This window comes from Citricoccus sp. NPDC055426, from assembly GCF_040677445.1.
Classification (GTDB): Bacteria; Actinomycetota; Actinomycetes; order Actinomycetales; family Micrococcaceae; genus Citricoccus.
In genome coordinates this window covers 423454-440151 of sequence record NZ_JBFARZ010000002.1, presented here as the reverse complement: position 1 = coordinate 440151, position 16698 = coordinate 423454, and the positions used below count along the sequence as shown (strand labels likewise).

Below are 16698 nucleotides of genomic sequence, written 5' to 3'. Positions count from 1 at the left end.
CCCGTGCTCACCGGGCGGGTGGACCTCACGCCTTGCTGTCCGCCCCGAGGACTTTCTAGGCTCGGTGTCATGGACAAGGACTCGAAGAACCCATCCCACGACGCCCAGCTGGCCGCAGACGACCCGACCACCCGGCATCCGAAGGTCTCCCCGCCGGAGCAGGACCAGCCCGAGCCGGGACTGGACGTGAGGACGGAGCCGGTGCCGGACATCGGCCTGGAGTCCTATGCGGGACTCGGCCGGCTCCGCGGCCGCAAGGCCCTCGTCACAGGCGGGGACTCCGGCATCGGTGCCGCCGTGGCGATCGCCTTCGCCCGGGAGGGTGCGGATGTGGCCATCGCTTACCTGCCGGCCGAGGAGGAGGACGCCCGGCGCGTGGTGCAGGCCGTCGAGGAGGCCGGCCGCACCGCGGTCGCGCTCCCGGGGGACCTGATGGACCGGGCCTACCGGGAGGGGGTCGTGGACGCGGCGGCCGATCAGCTCGGCGGCCTGGACATCCTGGTCAACAACGCCGGCAAGCAGGTGATCAACGAGACGCTGGAGGAGCTGAGCGACGAGCAGGTCGACGAGACGTTCCAGATCAACATCAAGTCGATGTTCACGCTCTGCCGATCCGCCCTGAGGCACATGGGACCCGGCTCGACGATCATCAACACCACCTCGGTCCAGGCCTATGAGCCGAACCCGATGATCCTGGACTATGCGGCCACCAAGGCGGCGATCAACAACTTCACCAAGGGGCTGGCCCAGCAGGTGGCCCCGCGGGGGATCCGGGTCAACGCCGTGGCGCCCGGCCCCGTGTGGACGGTCCTGCAGGTCTCGGAGGGCCAGCCCAAGGGCAAGCTGCCGGTGTTCGGGCACAACACCCCGCTGGGCCGGGCCGGCCAGCCGGTCGAGATGGCCCCCGCCTATGTGTTCCTGGCCTCCGGGGAGTCCAGCTACATCACGGGTGACACCCTCAATGCCAACGGGGGCACACCCACGCCGTGAGCGTCACCGTGGGGGCCACAATGGAGGGATGAGCTCCTCTGTCAGGTCCGGTGCCGGGGCCGTCCCCTTCGACCTCGATCGACTGGGGGCGGGGCTGGTCTTCGCCTCCTCGTTGCCGGAACTGCGCCGGACACTCTCCGCCGAGCGTCTGGCCGTGGTGCAGGCTCCGCCCGGCACCGGCAAGACCACCCTCGTCCCCCCGGCGGCGGCGAACCTGCTGGCAGCGGGCTCCGGGACGGGCGGCAAGGCCGTGGTCACCCAGCCGCGCCGGGTCGCGGCCCGCGCGGCCGCCCGCCGGCTCGCGGCCCTGGACGGATCCGGCACCGGGGGGCGCTCCGGCTACGTGGTGCGGGGAGAGCGGAGGACCGGGCCCGAGACGCTCGTGGAGTTCGTGACGCCGGGCGTGCTCGTCAACCGCCTGCTCGCCGATCCGGAGCTGCCCGGGACGGGCGCCGTGATCCTGGACGAGGTGCACGAACGGGACCTGGAGACCGACCTGCTCTTCGGCATGCTCGGGGAGGTCGCCCAGCTCAGGCCCGAGATGCTGCTGGTGGCCATGTCCGCCACCCTGGACGCCGAGCGGTTCGCCGCCCGGCTGGGCGAGGGCACCGGCCGCCCCGGGCCCGCCACGGTGGTGGACTGCCCCTCCGCCCTGCACCCCGTCGAGGTCCGGTACCGCCCGGCCGCGGGCCGCCGACAGGACCTGCGTGGCGTGACCCGCCCGTTCCTGGACCACGTGGCACGCAGCGCGGCGCAGGCGCACACCGAGGTGCTGGCCACCGAGCCGGACACGGATGCCCTGGTCTTCGTGCCCGGGGCCCGCGAGGTCACCGACGTGGCGTCCCGGCTGAGGTCCCTGGCCCCGGGCACCGAGGTGCTGGCCCTGCACGGCCAGTTGCCGCCGGCCGAACAGGACCGCGCGATCGGGGGCCGGCAGGGGCCGACCGATCCGCCCCGGATCATCGTGTCCACCTCCCTGGCCGAGTCCTCGCTGACGGTGCCCGGGGTGCGTCTGGTCGTGGATTCCGGCCTGGCCCGCGAGCCCCGGCGGGACGCCGCCCGCGGCATGACCGGCCTGGTCACGGTGGCCTGCGCCCAGGCCTCCGCCGAGCAACGGGCCGGCCGCGCCGGGCGCCTCGGACCCGGCACGGTGGTGCGCTGCTATGACCGCACCACCTACGGGGCCGCGCCGGCCCACCCGACGCCCGCGGCCGCCGTCGCCGACCTCACCGGTGCCGCGCTCGTGCTGGCCTGCTGGGGCGCGCCGGCCGGCGCGGGGTTGGTGCTGCCGGAGCCGTTGCCGCCGGCGGCGCTGGCGGAGGCCCTGCAGACCCTCACGGCTCTGGACGCGATCGACCCCGCGGGGCGGGCCACCGACCACGGGCGCCGCCTGGCCGCCATCCCCGCCGAGCCGCGGCTCGCCCGCGCCCTGCTCGACGGCGGCCGGCTGGTGGGTGCCCGGGCCGCCGCCGAGGTGGTCGCCCTGGTCTCCGGGGACGTGCGTGCCGAGGGAGCCGACCTGACGGTGGCCCTGGCGCGGCTGGGTCAGGGGCGTCATGAGGGGGAGGCGCGGTGGCGCCGGGAGGCCCAGCGCCTCGAACGGCTGGCCGGGGACACCGTGCCACAGGACGCGGTGCCGCGGGAGGCCGAGGTGGGGGCCGTCGTCGGGCTCGCGTGGCCCGAACGGCTGGCCCGGCACCGGGGGGACGGGGTGTACCTGCTGGCCTCCGGGACGCGCGCCGCCCTGCCACCGGGCAGCCCGCTGGCCGGGACCGACTGGTTGGCGGTGGCCGAGGTGTCCCGTGCCGACGGCCCGGCGGCCGCGGGCACCGGCGCCGTGATCCGGGCCGCCGCACCCGTGACCGAGGCACTGGCGGTGCGGCTGGCCGGGCCGCTGTATCGCGAGGAGTCCACGGCAGACTGGCAGGCGGAGCGGCAGGGTGGCCGGGTGATCGGACGCGTCGTCGGCCGTTCGCGACGCGTCCTCGGCGCCATCCTCCTGACCGAGACGCCCGTGGCGCCCGAGCGCGTGGCCGGCCGGGCCGCCGTCGTGCGCCTGCTGGCCGAGCGCGGGCCGGAGGAGCTCGGGTTGGACCCCGAGGCCGCGCCGGGGGCGGACGGGCTGCGCCGCCGGCTGGACCTGTTGCACCGGATGCTCGGGGAGCCGTGGCCGGACGTCTCCTCCGCGGCGCTCGCCGCAGACTGGGACCGGTGGCTGGCACCCGAGGTGGAGAAGCTGGCAGGCGGGGCCCGGGCGGGTTCGCTGGACCTGGCCTCGGCCCTGCGCCGGCTGCTGCCGTGGCCCGATGCCGCGCGTCTCGACGAGCTCGTGCCGGAGCGGCTGCCGGTGCCGAGCGGGCGCACCGCACGGATCGACTATCCGGCGGTGGGTGCCGGGTCCGACCCGGTGGTGGCGGTGAAGCTGCAGGAGTGCTTCGGGCTGGCCGAGACCCCGCGGCTGGTGGGCGGCCGGGTGCCGGTGGTCTTCCACCTGTTGTCCCCGGCGGGCCGCCCGCTCGCGGTGACGGCAGACCTGGCCTCCTTCTGGTCGGGTCCGTATGCCCAGGTCCGGGCCGAGATGCGGGGACGGTACCCCAAGCATCCGTGGCCGGAGGACCCCTGGAGCGCGCCGGCCACCGCGAGGACCACGACCCGCCGGTAGGCGGACGGGCGGGTCGCTGTTGATGTCACGGTGATGTCACTGGGACGCGCGGCCGCCCTCGGACTGCTTGTCCTGCTGTTCGCCGCCGTGGACCTCGGCGGGCAGCTCCTCCACCAGCGCCACCACCACGTCCTCCAGCTTCCAGTCGAGCTCGACCACGGACTCGGCCAGCGTCCGGAGGCGTTCGGGACTCTGGGCGGCGCCGTGGACCGGGACCACGAACAGCTCGGTGTGGAACACATGGCCCTCGTCCCGGACCCGGGCGCCGGCGTCCAGGACCCAGTCCTGGGACCGGGCGTGCGCCTCCACCTCATCGACCAGCGGGTGCGGGTCCTTGCCCTCGATGGTCCGGGCCCGGGAGTCGGAGAGATCGGTGATGGCGGTGCCCACGTTCGTGATCCCGTCCTTGACGATGCTGAAGCCGATGAAGATGGCCGCGGCGGCATCGAACCACCACAGGCCCAGGCCCACGCCCGCCACGCCGACGGCGGTGCCCAGGGAGGTGCGCCAGTCGGCCTTGAGCATGTCCGCATCGGCATAGAGGACCTTGTCATGCAGTTCCTCCGCCAGCTTCATCTTGAGGCGGCCCAGGACGATCGGCCCCGGGATCAGCAGCAGCATCAGGACGATCATGAACCAGCCCTGCCACACGGTGTGCCCGAACAGGTGGAAGGTGCCGATCGGCGGGTGCTCGCCCTGGACCAGCCCCATGGCTGAGTCGAGGATGAGGTAGGAGCCCATGACCAACAGGGCGACGGCAGCCACCAGGTGGCCGACCCCGACGGCCCGGTGGTTTCCGTAGGGGCGTCTGCGGGTGGGGGGCTTGTTCACCACCGTCACGGCCACCAGGAAGGCCACCGAGGGGACCACGGAGAGCATGTCCTCGATCCATGCCGCCTGCATGGCCTGTGAACTGCCCATGACCAGCGCGATCAGGGAGATGGTGACGGCGAGGTAGCCCAGCGTGATCCACTCGAGCCTTATCGCCCGGCGCAGGGAGTCCTGGAGTGCGGGGGAGAGTTCGGTGCGCCCGAAGCGGCGGGACGTCTTCTTCACGGCGTGGCCCCCTCGTGCTGCTCGTCCAGGAACCGCTCGAGCTCCCCGAGCATCTGGTTCTCGCCCAGGGGGACGGCCAGCACCAGCTGGACCGTCTCGCCGTCCGGGCCGGTGGCCTCGGCGTAGGAGCGGGTCAGCGATGCCGTGGAACTCCACGGGGACTGATCCGTCAGCCCCCCGGCCACCAGGTCCACGTCTCCTGACTCCATGGCGGTCATCAGTGCCTCCTCACCCGAGGCGGTCCATTCGATGTCCGCCTCCAACTGCTCGGCGAAGGCCCGGACGAGGTCCACCTCGCTGCCGGAGGGCTCCTCGCCGGTGGCGTCCACATAGGGCGGGTGGTGGACGACCCCCACGGAGAGGGTTCCGCCGGAGACCTCGTCGAAGGTTCCGTCCGGGTCGGCCGGATACCCCGAGGAGGTGCATCCCGTCATGATCAAAGCCATCGTCGCCACTGTTGCGACCAACCACGTTCGTCTGATGGGTCCCATGCGGCCATCCTTGCACCCTTGCCCGCCCGGGATCACCCCCGGGAGGCAGAGTTCACCCCCGGGAGGCCGGGCCCGCCCAGGGTGAGGCAGGCCCAACCAGAACGAGGGCGTCACGTCCAGCCCCTTCACACGCTGCCGTCCCAGCCCATAGCGTGGCGCCCATGAAGGCACTTACCTGGCAAGGCAAACGGCATGTCACCGTCGAGGACGTCCCGGATCCGGTGATCCAGGCCCCCACGGATGCGATCGTCCGCATCACGTCCACGGCGATCTGCGGCTCGGACCTGCACCTCTACGAGGTCCTGGGCCCGTTCATGGACAAGGACGATGTGATCGGCCACGAGCCGATGGGCATCGTGGAGGAGGTCGGCCCGGAGGTGGGCAACCTCTCCGTGGGGGACCGGGTGGTCATCCCCTTCACCATCTCCTGCGGCCACTGCTGGATGTGCCAGCGTGGCCTGCAGTCCCAGTGCGAGACCAACCAGGTCCGTGAGCAGGGCTCGGGCACCGCCCTGTTCGGCTACTCCCGGCTCTACGGCTCCGTGCCCGGGGGACAGGCGGAGTACCTGCGCGTGCCCAACGCGGACTACGGGCCCATCAAGGTCCCGCACACCGGCGAGGACGAGCAGTGGCTCTACCTCTCGGACATCCTGCCCACCGCCTGGCAGGGCGTGCAGTACGCCCAGGTGCCCGACGGCGGCTCGCTCGCCGTCCTCGGTCTGGGCCCGGTCGGCCAGTTCGCGGCCCGGATCGGCAAGCACCTGGGCTACCGGGTGATCGGCGTGGACCCGGTGGCCGAGCGCCGGGGCATGGCCGAGCGCCACGGCATCGAGACCGCGGACGAGGACGAGCACCTCGTCGAGCGTCTGCGCCTGGCCACGGACGGGCGCGGCCCGGACGCGGTGCTGGACGCCGTGGGGATGGAAGCGCACGGGTCGCCGGCCGCGGGAGCCGCGCATGCCGCCGTCGGGCTTCTGCCGGACGCGGTGGGCCGCAAGGCCCTGCAGACCGCGGGAGTGGATCGCCTGGCCGCCCTGCACACCGCCATCGAGGCGGTACGCCGCGGCGGGACGATCTCCCTGTCCGGCGTCTACGGCGGCACGGCGGACCCGATGCCGATGCTGACGCTGTTCGACAAGCAGATCGCCGTGCGCATGGGCCAGTGCAACGTCAAGCACTGGATGGACGACCTCATGCCCCTGGTGGACGATCCCTCCGACCCGCTCGGCGTGCTCGACCTGGCCACCCACCGGGTGCCGCTGGACCGGGCACCGGAGATGTACGAGACGTTCCAGAAGAAACAGGACGGCTGCATCAAGGTCATCCTCAAGCCCGAGATCGCCCCCGTGACCTCCACCGTGCCCGTGGTGGCACCCGAGGGCGAGGTCTGATGCGGGTCGTGGTCCTGGGGGCCACCGGCAATGCGGGCACCGCCCTGCTGCACCGGCTCCAGGCCGCCCAGGCGGCCGGTGAGGTGGACTCGATCGTCGGGGTGTCCCGGCGCGGCCCGGACCGCCCCGGGCCGCCCTTCGAGGGCGTGACGTGGCACCGGATCGACGTCACGGATCCCGATGCCGGGCCGCAGCTGGAGTCGGCGATGCACGGGGCCGACGCGGTGATCGACCTGGTGTGGGTGATCCGTCCCAACCGGGATCGCGACTACCTGCGGGCTGTCAACGTGGACGGCAACCGCACCGTGTTCCAGGCGGCCGCCCACGCCGGCGTCCCGCACCTGGTCTACGCGTCCTCGATCGGGGCCTACGGCAAGGGGTCCAAGACCGTTCCCGTGGACGAGTCCCACCCCACCACCGGCACGCCGACCTCGCACTACGGGGCGCAGAAGGCCGAGGTGGAATCGCTGCTGGACGATTTCGAGGCGGAGAACCCCGGGGTGCTGGTGACACGCCTGCGGCCGGGATTGATCTTCGGGGCCGTGCCGGCACCGGAGATCAAGGACTACTTCCTCGGCGCCCTCGTCCCGGCGCGGCTGCTGACCTGGCTGCTGGCGGTGGGCCGGCTGCCCGTGCTCCCGTTCCCGGCCGGCATCCGCTTCCAGGCCGTCGCGGCCGTGGATGTGGCCGAGGCGTACTGGCAGGTGGTGAGGCAGCGGGCCGGCGGGGCGTTCAACGTGGCCGCCGAGCCCGTCCTGGATGCCCAGACCATGGGCCAGCTACTCGGCTCCCGACGCTACCTCGAGCTGCCGGTGGGCGTGTTCAAGGCGCTGGCCGCTCTGACCTACGCGGCGCGCGTGCAGCCGACCGACCCGGGGTGGATCGACATGGCCGAGACGGTGCCGATCATGGACACCACCAAGCTGCGCGAGGCGACCGGCTGGCAGGAGACCGTCAGCTCCCAGCAGGCGATCCGGGCCCTGCTGGACGGTTTCGACGGCACCGAGGGCCTGGGCAACGCCGAGCACCGCTCCAGCTCGCCGCTCGAGTAGGCCCCACGCATCACGGCCGCGGCAACTGTCGATCCGCCCGTGTCCCGACCTCGACTGCGGCCGTGATCGCTCCTCCGGGTCCCCCGGGGGCGGCGATCCGGTCCCGGAGGGTCACGTCGAGACCCCGCTCCCGTGGTGGTGGTCAGGAGCCACGAACCGGCTGTCCATCGTCTCATCACTGATGCGACGGACTCGGGCCTGCTGGTCCTGCGCCTGCTCGTAGAGGTCTGACATCCGCTGGCCGTCCAGGCCGGCGTCGGGAAAGCGCTCCGCCAGTCTGGCCAGCACCGCGTACATACCGGCCTTGCCCTGCAGGGCACTCTGCAGGACATCCATCTCCACCTGGGTCATGCCCTCGGACTTCGACCGGGTGATGTTCACCGGGTTGAGTCGACCGGCCGCCTCAGCGGCCATGCCTATGGCGTTCTCCACCACGGACTGACGCAGGTCGAGCTGGTCGATGAGCTGGCTGAGTTCGTCCTGTTCCTCGCTGACCTGTTCGGAGAGCTCCAGGAACTCCTGCTCGTACGCCGTGCCGTTCCAGGTGCTGGCAGCGGCCTGGAACAGGCGGACCCCACTCTTCGACCCCAACAGGTGGTGGTTGAGGTAGTCCTGCAGCTCGTCGCGATTCAAGGTCTCGGGGGGAATGTCCATGGTCCATGCGTACGCCGTCGGCGGCCGCGTGGCAAGGGGAGAGGGCCTACCCGCCGTCGAGACCGGCCACCGAGCGACCGTGGGGATCGGCCACCGCGCGCGGCACGCCGTCCACGGCCACCACGAACCGGCCGTCCTGGGCCCCCTCAGCCGCGGCCTCCGTCGGTGGTCTGGGGGCGGAGTCGGGGGAGGAGAGGGGGACCACACCGCCTCCCTCGTTGCTGATCCAGTGGCCCGGCAGGCCGTTCACGGTCTCCACGAAGTCGGCGCGGGCCGCCGGGTCCAGGTAGGCCAGGACGGCGGTGTGGAAGACCACCAGGGTCGCGTCGGCGGGGGCCTCCGCGGCCAGGGCCGGCAGTGCCTCGTTGAGGTCGCCGGCCACGAGTCGCGGCGGGTCCCGTCGGGCGATGTCCAGGGCGGACCGCAGCCGGTCCGGACGGTCCTGATGCTCCGGCCAGATGAGGGCCTCCAGCCAGTCGGTGGACTCCGGGTCCCGGACGTCCACGGGGTCCAGGTCGATCCCGGCCCGCCAGGACACCTGTGGCAGGTTGTCTGGCACGGTCAGGCCCGGCCCCAGGTCGCACTCGATGACGACCTCGGAGGGTCCTGCCTCGGGGTCGAGGCGCGGGCCGTCACCGTACCGGTAGGAGTAGCGGTCCGGCAGCAGGCACAGCCCGGCCGAGGCGCCCACCTCGATCAGGGCGATCGGCTGCTTCAGCTCCGCCAGGAACGGCAGCAGCACAGCGCAGCGGGCGGCCTCGTTGGTCTGGGTGGAGCGCTCCATGAGGGTGCCGCGGAACGAGGCGTAGGGGCCCGCCGCACCGTGCAGCCGGGCGGCGGCGAACACCAGGTTCGGCTGCCGCTTGGGGCGGGGGGAGGCTGGCGATCAGGTCCAGGGCCGCGGGGTCCTCGGCGAGGCACCCGGACCACTCCCGGTAGGTGGGGGAACTTCCACGCGCCTCGATCCGCCCGAAGCGGCGGTAGACCTCGGTGGGGGACAGCTGGCCGCGGTGGATGTCAGGGTCCATGCGCATCATCCTGCCTGAGCGGCGGCGCAGCCGGCGAGTCACGAGTTCGAGAAACTACTTTCCAAAGTGGAAAGTATCTGCCATGCTGGAACCAGACGAATCCCCAGACGCATCATCACTTCACCGGAGGTCATCATGAATCCCGAGATCGCAACCCTCGCCAGCCCCGCTACCAGCCCCGCCGCCGGCCCCGCGCCCGGACGGGTCCCGGGCGCGGCCCGCCATGCGAGCCACGCCCGGTTCTGGCTCGCGGTCTGCGCCGTCATGCTCGCCCTGATCGGCCTCGTCATGATCACGGCGGGCGTGGTCACCGCGCAGCCCGGCCTGGTCCTCGTCGCCACGATGTCGACGATCGCCGGGGGAGCGTCGATGGCCTCGGCCTACTCCGTCCACCGGAAGTCGCTCCGGTGAGTGGCCGTCCCGAGGGGTCCCCGGGAGCCGAGGCGCAGTTGTCCGCGCTGCGGGGGGCCGAGGCCCGCCTGGCAGGGGTCCAGGAGCAGTCCCGCCGTCGTCTCGCGTGGTTCTGCACGGCCCTGGCCCTGCTCATCGGCGCGGCCCACGTGATCCCTGCGGTCTTCCGGCCAGACGTCATGCTGCCGGCGTTCCTCACCGCCATGGGGGTCTACGTCGTCGCCGTCCTGGCCCTGACCTGGTGGTACCTGCGCACGCGCACGGCCACCCCGCTGGGTGGCGGTCGCCGCTACCTGATCGGGCTGATGGCCACCTTCGCCCTGTACGCGGTGTCGATGCTCCTGATGGCCCTGCCGTCCCGGGAGAGCTGGCCGGTGGCCGCCCTGGTGGGGCTCGTCATCGCCGCCCCGTTGGTGATCGCCGGCTGGTGGCGGCGGTCATGAGCGCCACGGCACGCCAGAACCTCAACGACCAGTTCACCAACCCCATCCGACTGTCCCTGATGGCGTCCCTGGCCGGGGTCGACGAGATCGACTTCAAGAGCCTCAAGGAGGTCCTCGACATCAGTGATTCCGCTCTGTCCAAGCATTCCACCGCACTCGAGGAGGCCGGCTACGTGCGGATCCGCAAGGGCTACGTCGGCAAACGGCCACGGACCTGGTTGTCCACCTCGGAGGAGGGGCGGGCCGCCTTCACCGAACATGTCGCGGCCCTGCGTGAGCTGACGGCCGGAATCTGACCCGCCCACCCGGGCGGGGGAACCTCTTCAGGAGCGCTGTCAGCGAGTGAGCCGACGGCCGATGATCTCCTTCATGATCTCCGTGGTGCCCCCGAAGATGGTCGCGACGCGTGAATCCATGTAGTCATGCGCCACGGCGTACTCGCGCATGAAGCCGTAGCCTCCGTGCAACTGCAGGGAGCGCTGGATGACCCGCTGGTGCAGCTCGGTGGCCCACCACTTGGCCATGGCCGCGGTCACCTCGTCGAGCTGGTGACTCGAGGCGTCCAGGATGCAGCGGTCGATGAAGGTCTGCGTGACCTCGATCTCCGTGGCCAACTCCGCCAGGTAGAAGCGGTTGGCCTGGAAGTCGGCGATGCGCTGACCGAAGGCGCGACGTTCCTTCGAGTAGTCGAGTGCCTGCTCGAAGGTCGCGCGCATGCGCGCCATGGACGTCACCGCGATGCTGAGGCGTTCGATGGCGAGGTTCCGACGCATGTTGGAGAAGCCCTTGCCCTCGCCGCCGAGCACGTTCGCGCGCGGCACCCGGGCGTCCGCGAAGGACAGCTCCGCCGTGTCCTGCGCGGGCAGGCCGATCTTCTTCAGTGGGCCGGTCCGGGTGAACCCCGGGGTGTCGGCCTCGATGACCAGCAGGCTGATGCCCTCCCGCCCTGCCTCCGGGTCGGTGCGCACGGCGACGATGAAGAAGTCGGAGAGCAGACCGTTGGAGATGAAGGTCTTGGAGCCGTTGACGATGAAGTGGTCGCCCTCGGGGACGGCGGTGGTGGTGATGGCGGCGAGGTCCGAGCCGGTGCCGGGCTCGGTCATCGCGATCGCGCCGACCTTCTCGCCGGCGATCATCGGCGTGAGCCACCGCTCGTTCTGCTCGGGGGTGCCGAAGGCGGAGAAGTACGGTGCGACGAGGTCGTTCTCCCCGCCGATCGACATCGAGACATCGGTGGCGCCCGCGCGGGCGAACTCCTCGATGAGGATGGCGTTGAAGCGGAAGTCCTCGACTCCGCCGCCGCCGAACTCCTCCGGGGCGTTGATGCCGATCAGCCCGGTCTCGGCAGCCTTCTTGAAGAGGCTGCGGTCGACCCGGCCCGCCGTGGCCCAGGCCTCGAGGTGGGGCGTGACCTCCCGCTCGACGAAGCGTCGGACGACGTCTCGGAACTCGTCGTGGGAGTCGTCGAAGATCGGGCGGGGGAGAGCAACGGAAGTCATAGGACAATCATATGCAGTTCTCAATGTTTGTAAACCACAATCAATCTGTGGCTGCTCCCTGGGGCAACGCCCAGGTGTGCACCGGCTCGCCGCCGCGCATGTGCTCGCCGTAGGTGTCCACCAGCCGGGCCAGGGCCTCGCCGCGGGCCAGCCCGGACTCCTCGAACCGGGCGAGGGAGCGCGTCATCCAGGTGGCCCCGTTCTGGCCGGTCCGGGTGCGTCCGGTGAGCACGGCCAGGTAGCGTTCGGCCACCTCGTCCTCCACCTCCAGCAACTCCAGACCGTGGCGGGCGGCCGGCAGCAGGTGCCGGTCCAGCAGCTCGGTGACGGGCAGGTCCCCGTAGCCGGGCCAGTACACGGAGGCGTTCAGCCCCTGCTGGGCGCACTCGTAGAAGTTGGTGCGGGCCACCCCGAAGGACATCCGCTCCCAGGGGTTCTCCTCCGTCTCCACGAGGTATTTGACCAGCCCGAAGAAGAAGGCGGCGTTGGCCACCATGTCCACCACCGTGGGCCCGGCCGGCAGCAACCGGTTCTCCACCCGGAGGTTCGCCGCGAGCGCCGGTGAGGTGCCGCCGTCGTCCGTCTTCTCGTCCTTGCCGGGATCATAGATGGGCCGGTTCCAGCGGTAGACCGTGCCGTTGTGCAGGAGCAGCTCGGCGAGCCTCGGCGCGCCGGCGGCCGTGCTGGTGCCGTCACCGGAGAGTTCGGGCAGCAGGGCCGGGAAGAAGGCGATGTTCTCCTCGAACAGGTCGTCGATCCCGTCGATCCACCGCTCGCCGAACCAGACGCGGGGCCGGACCCCCTGCCGGGCCAACTCGGGGCCGCGGGTGTCTGCGGACTGCTGGAACACCGGGATCCGCGTCTCGGCCCACAACCGGCTGCCGAGGAAGAGCGGCGAGTTGGCGGCCAGCGCCACCTGGGGGCCGGCGATGGCCTGGGCGGCGTTCCACACCGGGCCGAACTGGGCGCGCGTCACCTCGAGGTGCAGCTGCATGGAGGTGCAGGTGGACTCCGGGGCGATGTCCCGGGCGTAGTAGGAGAGGCGCTCGGGCCCGGTGATGTCGATGAGGATGTCCTCCCCGCGCGCCTCGAGGATCGCCGCGTTCAGGGCGGCGTAGCGGTTGCCCTCGCTGATCCAGCCCTCCCCGGCCAGGTCCTCCCCGCTGATGGTGGGCAGGATTCCCACGGCGTACAGGTGGGCGCCGGCCCGGACCGCACGTTCATCCGCGCGGTCCAACTCGGCCTTGAGCGATTCCTCCAGATCGGTCAGGCCCCGCCCGCGGATGGTCAGCGAGGGGTGGTTCAGCTCGATGTTGTACCGGCCCAGCTCGGTCTGGAACGCCGGGTTGTCGATGGCCGCCAGCACCTCGCGGTTCAGTGGGGCCGGCTGCGACCGGCCGTCCACCAGGTTCAGCTCCAGCTCCAGGCCGATCCGGCCCGCCTCAGGGAACTCGTGGCCGGCCAGAAAGGCCTTCAAGTCCTGCAGGGAGGACTCCAGGCGTTCCCGGTAGCGCGTCCGTTCGGAACGGGAATAGGTGCTCGACTCGACCTCGGTGCCCATGGGATGAAGCGTAAGGCATCCGACCCGTCGGACCGGAGCCCTTGGGAAACCACCGCGTCGGGAATATGCTCACGTCACAGTGACCCACCGCACACTGCCGTCCCTGACGGGCAGCGACGGCATCGGTCACGGTGTGACACGGACCGGAGGTACGCGACTGATGACGGATCCACGACCGAGGACCTCGCCGAGGACGGCCTCCACGCCGCGGCGCTCCCGGCGCGCTGTCGGCGCGGCGGCGGTGGCCACTGCGGCCCTCGTGCTCGCCGGCTGCGGCCCGGCCGAGGACACACCGGTGCTCACCTGGTACACCAACCCGGACGACGGCGGCCAGGCCGCGATCGCACAGCAGTGCACCGAGGCGTCGGACGGCGCCTACCGGATCGAGACCTCCGTGCTGCCCAACGACGCGGCCTCCCAGCGTGAGCAGCTCACCCGGCGGCTGGCCGCCGGGGACACCTCGATGGACATCATGTCCCTGGACCCGCCCTTCATCCCCGAACTGGCCGAGCCGGGATTCCTGGCACCCGTCCCGGCGGAGGTGGCCTCCGCCACCACGCAGGACACCCTGGAAGGGGCCCTGGCCGGTGCCAGCTGGAAGGACAACCTCGTCACGGTCCCGTTCTGGGCCAACACGCAGCTGCTCTGGTACCGCAAGTCCGTGGTGGAGGAGGCCGGGCTGGACATGGACGGGCCCGTCACGTGGGACCAGCTGATCCAGGTGGCCCGGGACCAGGACAAGGAACTGGGCGTTCAGGGCGCCCGGGCGGAGTCCATGACGGTGTGGCTCAACGCCCTGGTGGAGTCCGGCGGGGGTCAGATCCTCGAGAATCCGGAGGCCTCGGCCGCGGAGGTGAGGACCGGGCTGGACTCGGACGCCGGGATCAAGGCCGCCGAGATCATCTCCACCATCGGCAGCGAGGGGCTCGGCGGCCCCGGCCTGGCCACCCAGCAGGAGAACGAGGCCATGCTGCTCTTCCAGGGGGACGGCGGGTCCTTCATGGTGAACTGGCCGTTCGTCTGGCCGGCCACCAACGCCGCCGTCGAGGACGGTTCGCTGCCGGAGGACCTGCCCGAGGACATCGGCTGGACGCTGTACCCGCGGGTCTTCGAGGACCAGGAGCAGGCACCGCCGCTCGGCGGCATCAACCTCGGGGTCGGGGCGCAGTCCGAGCGCCCCGAGCTGGCCTGGGCGGCCATCGAGTGCATCGTCACCCCGGAGCACCAGACCCAGTACTTCGTGACGAACGGCAACCCGCCCTCCAGCGCCGCCGCGTTCGAGGACCCGGAGGTGGAGGAACAGTTCCCGATGGCCCCGGCCATCCGTGAATCCCTTGAACTGGCGGCACCCAGGCCCCAGACGCCCTACTACAACGAGGTCTCCACGGCGATCCAGCAGCGCTTCACCCCGCCGGGCGCCGTCAACCCCGAGACCACACCGGCCGAGACCGGCCAGTTCATCATGGAAGTCCTGCGAGGGGAGTCCCTGCTGTGAGTGCCGTCCCAACGAATGTCCCCGCGGTCGGCCCGGAGGCCCCCGAACCGGATGCCGCCTCGCCGGGACGGTCCCGTGGCCGCCGCAGGGCCCCGCGGTCCGAACGGGCCCGTGCCGAGGCGCGGTTGGGCTGGTGGCTCGCCGGGCCGGCCTTCGTCCTGATGGTGGCCGTCATCTTCTACCCCGTCGCCCAGGCCGTCTGGGACTCCCTGTTCAGCTACCGCCTGACGGCTCCGGCCGACCGGGAGTTCATCGGCCTGCAGAACTACGGGACGATCCTGACGGACCAGGTGTTCTGGAGCGCCCTCGGCGTCACGGCACTGATCACCGTGGTGACGGTGTTCGTGGAGCTCATCCTCGGTTTCATCCTGGCGATGATCATGCACAAGGCCATCAAGTCCACCCGTGGCCTGGTCCGCACCGTGATCCTGGTGCCCTACGGCATCATCACCGTGGTCTCCGCCTATGCCTGGTACTACATGTTCTCGATCGACTCCGGCTACGTGAACAACTGGCTCAGCTGGCTGCCCGGGTTCAACGACGACATGAACTGGTTCGCCCAGGGCGGGACCTCGCTGGTGGTCATCATGTTCTCGGAGATCTGGAAGACCACACCCTTCATCTCGTTGCTCCTGCTCGCGGGGCTGGCCCAGGTCCCGGAGGACCTCTCCGAGGCGGCGGCCGTGGACGGCGCCAGCTGGTGGCAGCGCCTGAGCAAGGTGATCCTGCCGAACATGAAGGCCGCCATCATGGTGGCCGTGCTGTTCCGGGCCCTGGACGCGTTCCGGGTGTTCGACTCGATCTTCATCATGACCAACGGTGCCTACGGGACCGAGGTGCTCTCGCTGCTGGCCTACCGCACCTCGATCGGCCGGCTGGAGATCGGGCTCGGCTCGGCCATCTCCGTGGTGCTGTTCCTGTGTGTGGCCCTGATCGCCTTCACGGCGATCAAGGTCTTCAACGTCGACCTGGCCGGTGGAAAGGGAGGACGCAAATGAGCATCGAGGCGTCGAACGACAGCCGGGCCTCCCGTGCCCCGCGCGAGGAGGCACTGACCGACGAGGAGCTCGAAGGCCAGCAGAAGGCCCGTCGGGCCCGGCGGAACACCGCCATCGGCTGGTGGGTGCTCACCGCCGTCGTGGCCGTGTGGTGTCTCTTCCCCGTGGCCTCGATCCTCGCTACGAGCTTCAAGGCCCCGGCCGACCTGTCCAACGGCAAGTTCCTGCCCACCGAGTGGTCCGGGGTCAACTACTCGGAGATCCTGGTCGGTGACTCGCGGGAGCTGTTCCTGACGGCGCTGTGGAACTCGATCGGCATCTCCGTGATCGCCACCGCGATCGCCGTGGTGCTGGCCACCCTGTGCGCCTACGCGATCGCGCGGCTGGACTTCCCGGGCAAGAGGGTCGTGCTGACCGTCTCGCTGATGGTCTCCATGTTCCCCGTGATCTCCCTCGTGACGCCGCTGTTCAACATGTGGCGGACCCTGGGGCTGTATGACACCTGGCCCGGCCTGATCATCCCGTACCTGTCCCTGACCCTGCCGATCTCGATCTGGACGCTGACGGCGTTCTTCCAGCAGATCCCGTGGGAGCTGGAGCAGGCCGCCCAGGTGGACGGAGCCACCCCCTTGCAGGCGTTCCGCAAGGCGATCGTCCCGTTGGCGCTGCCGGGGGTGTTCACCACGGCGATCATCGCCTTCTTCATCGCCTGGAACGACTTCGTCTATGGCATCTCGCTGACCTCCACGGAGGCGGCCAGACCGGTGCCGGCCGCCCTGGCGTTCTTCAGCGGCGCCTCCCAGTTCGAGTCGCCCACCGGGGCGATCTCGGCCGCGGCGATCATCGTGACCATCCCCATCGTGCTGCTGGTCATGTTCTTCCAGAAGCAAATCGTCGCCGGCCTGACCTCGGGCGCGGTCAAGGGCTAGGCAGCCCGCACCAGTCAGCGAGAACCAAAGAAAGGGAG

16 protein-coding genes are annotated in these 16698 nt (G+C 71.0%); 10 read left to right on the top strand and 6 right to left on the bottom strand.

The features are described 5' to 3' along the window. Positions 1–69 precede the first annotated feature (69 nt). Entirely contained in the window at positions 70–990 is a 921-nt protein-coding gene (locus AB0K08_RS05795) for an SDR family oxidoreductase (protein ID WP_363352542.1), read from the top strand. 28 nt (positions 991–1018) lie between these two features. Next, positions 1019–3652: an ATP-dependent helicase HrpB gene (gene hrpB, locus AB0K08_RS05790; protein ID WP_363352541.1), complete on the top strand. Its 2634-nt coding sequence runs from the start codon at positions 1019–1021 to the stop codon at positions 3650–3652. Positions 3653–3688: 36 nt separating this feature from the next. Here hrpB and AB0K08_RS05785 read toward each other — a convergent pair whose 3' ends face one another. Both AB0K08_RS05785 and AB0K08_RS05780 read right to left on the bottom strand, forming a co-directional pair. After that, positions 3689–4708, bottom strand: coding sequence for a cation transporter (locus tag AB0K08_RS05785; protein ID WP_363352540.1), 1020 nt, complete (start codon positions 4706–4708; stop codon positions 3689–3691). Next, positions 4705–5142 carry a transporter substrate-binding domain-containing protein gene (locus AB0K08_RS05780; protein ID WP_363352539.1) on the bottom strand — a complete coding sequence of 146 codons (438 nt, stop codon included), beginning with the start codon at positions 5140–5142 and terminating at the stop codon, positions 4705–4707. Before AB0K08_RS05780 ends, AB0K08_RS05785 begins: the two co-directional genes overlap by 4 nt. Positions 5143–5360: 218 nt before the next feature. Between AB0K08_RS05780 and AB0K08_RS05775 the strand changes: the two genes are divergently transcribed. Together AB0K08_RS05775 and AB0K08_RS05770 are read left to right on the top strand one after the other, a co-directional pair. Next, entirely contained in the window at positions 5361–6590 is a 1230-nt protein-coding gene (locus AB0K08_RS05775; protein WP_363352538.1) for a zinc-dependent alcohol dehydrogenase, read from the top strand. Next, on the top strand, positions 6590–7642 hold the full coding sequence (locus tag AB0K08_RS05770) for an NAD-dependent epimerase/dehydratase family protein (protein ID WP_363352537.1): 1053 nt from the start codon (positions 6590–6592) through the stop codon (positions 7640–7642). Before AB0K08_RS05775 ends, AB0K08_RS05770 begins: the two co-directional genes overlap by 1 nt. A 111-nt stretch (positions 7643–7753) precedes the next feature. On the opposite strand, the gene AB0K08_RS05765 is transcribed toward AB0K08_RS05770, so the two are convergent. Together AB0K08_RS05765 and AB0K08_RS05760 are read right to left on the bottom strand one after the other, a co-directional pair. Beyond that, positions 7754–8296: a hypothetical protein gene (locus AB0K08_RS05765; protein WP_363352536.1), complete on the bottom strand. Its 543-nt coding sequence runs from the start codon at positions 8294–8296 to the stop codon at positions 7754–7756. A 46-nt stretch (positions 8297–8342) separates the two neighbouring features. Next, the gene (locus AB0K08_RS05760) at positions 8343–9143 is read right to left on the bottom strand and encodes a DUF2332 domain-containing protein (RefSeq protein ID WP_363352535.1); all 801 of its coding nucleotides are present in this window, start codon (positions 9141–9143) and stop codon (positions 8343–8345) included. A 316-nt stretch (positions 9144–9459) separates the two neighbouring features. Between AB0K08_RS05760 and AB0K08_RS05755 the strand changes: the two genes are divergently transcribed. The 3 genes from AB0K08_RS05755 to AB0K08_RS05745 are packed head-to-tail and all read left to right on the top strand — an operon-like array spanning position 9460 to position 10474. Further along, positions 9460–9735, top strand: a complete 276-nt coding sequence (locus AB0K08_RS05755) for a hypothetical protein (protein ID WP_363352534.1) — start codon at positions 9460–9462, stop codon at positions 9733–9735. Continuing rightward, entirely contained in the window at positions 9732–10178 is a 447-nt protein-coding gene (locus tag AB0K08_RS05750; RefSeq protein ID WP_363352533.1) for a hypothetical protein, read from the top strand. The genes AB0K08_RS05755 and AB0K08_RS05750 overlap by 4 nt, the downstream gene beginning before the upstream one ends. Further along, a complete protein-coding gene (locus tag AB0K08_RS05745; protein WP_363352532.1) occupies positions 10175–10474 on the top strand; it encodes a transcriptional regulator in 300 nt (99 codons plus the stop codon). The genes AB0K08_RS05750 and AB0K08_RS05745 overlap by 4 nt, the downstream gene beginning before the upstream one ends. Positions 10475–10513: 39 nt before the next feature. On the opposite strand, the gene AB0K08_RS05740 is transcribed toward AB0K08_RS05745, so the two are convergent. Further along, positions 10514–11677: an acyl-CoA dehydrogenase family protein gene (locus AB0K08_RS05740; RefSeq protein ID WP_363352531.1), complete on the bottom strand. Its 1164-nt coding sequence runs from the start codon at positions 11675–11677 to the stop codon at positions 10514–10516. A 40-nt stretch (positions 11678–11717) separates the two neighbouring features. After that, positions 11718–13238, bottom strand: a complete 1521-nt coding sequence (locus AB0K08_RS05735; protein ID WP_363352530.1) for a glutamate--cysteine ligase — start codon at positions 13236–13238, stop codon at positions 11718–11720. A gap of 160 nt (positions 13239–13398) precedes the next feature. Here AB0K08_RS05735 and AB0K08_RS05730 point away from each other — a divergent pair, with 160 nt between their 5' ends. Genes AB0K08_RS05730 through AB0K08_RS05720 form a run of 3 tightly spaced genes read left to right on the top strand, consistent with a single transcriptional unit; the run spans position 13399 to position 16660 of the window. After that, positions 13399–14733, top strand: coding sequence for an extracellular solute-binding protein (locus tag AB0K08_RS05730; RefSeq protein WP_363352528.1), 1335 nt, complete (start codon positions 13399–13401; stop codon positions 14731–14733). After that, entirely contained in the window at positions 14730–15731 is a 1002-nt protein-coding gene (locus AB0K08_RS05725) for a sugar ABC transporter permease (RefSeq protein WP_363352527.1), read from the top strand. Before AB0K08_RS05730 ends, AB0K08_RS05725 begins: the two co-directional genes overlap by 4 nt. Then, positions 15728–16660: a carbohydrate ABC transporter permease gene (locus tag AB0K08_RS05720; protein ID WP_363352526.1), complete on the top strand. Its 933-nt coding sequence runs from the start codon at positions 15728–15730 to the stop codon at positions 16658–16660. The genes AB0K08_RS05725 and AB0K08_RS05720 overlap by 4 nt, the downstream gene beginning before the upstream one ends. Positions 16661–16698: the final 38 nt, after the last annotated feature.

Bases quoted from the DNA above. Each gene is read 5' to 3' on its own strand.
- AB0K08_RS05795 (WP_363352542.1), top strand. From the start codon at position 70: ATGGACAAGGACTCGAAGAACCCATCCCACGACGCCCAGCTGGCCGCA.
- AB0K08_RS05745 (WP_363352532.1), top strand. From the start codon at position 10,175: ATGAGCGCCACGGCACGCCAGAACCTCAACGACCAGTTCACCAACCCC.
- AB0K08_RS05740 (WP_363352531.1), bottom strand. From the start codon at position 11,677: ATGACTTCCGTTGCTCTCCCCCGCCCGATCTTCGACGACTCCCACGAC.
- AB0K08_RS05770 (WP_363352537.1), top strand. From the start codon at position 6,590: ATGCGGGTCGTGGTCCTGGGGGCCACCGGCAATGCGGGCACCGCCCTG.
- AB0K08_RS05780 (WP_363352539.1), bottom strand. From the start codon at position 5,142: ATGACGGGATGCACCTCCTCGGGGTATCCGGCCGACCCGGACGGAACC.
- AB0K08_RS05735 (WP_363352530.1), bottom strand. From the start codon at position 13,238: ATGGGCACCGAGGTCGAGTCGAGCACCTATTCCCGTTCCGAACGGACG.
- AB0K08_RS05765 (WP_363352536.1), bottom strand. From the start codon at position 8,296: ATGGACATTCCCCCCGAGACCTTGAATCGCGACGAGCTGCAGGACTAC.
- hrpB (WP_363352541.1), top strand. From the start codon at position 1,019: ATGAGCTCCTCTGTCAGGTCCGGTGCCGGGGCCGTCCCCTTCGACCTC.
- AB0K08_RS05730 (WP_363352528.1), top strand. From the start codon at position 13,399: ATGACGGATCCACGACCGAGGACCTCGCCGAGGACGGCCTCCACGCCG.
- AB0K08_RS05775 (WP_363352538.1), top strand. From the start codon at position 5,361: ATGAAGGCACTTACCTGGCAAGGCAAACGGCATGTCACCGTCGAGGAC.
- AB0K08_RS05755 (WP_363352534.1), top strand. From the start codon at position 9,460: ATGAATCCCGAGATCGCAACCCTCGCCAGCCCCGCTACCAGCCCCGCC.
- AB0K08_RS05720 (WP_363352526.1), top strand. From the start codon at position 15,728: ATGAGCATCGAGGCGTCGAACGACAGCCGGGCCTCCCGTGCCCCGCGC.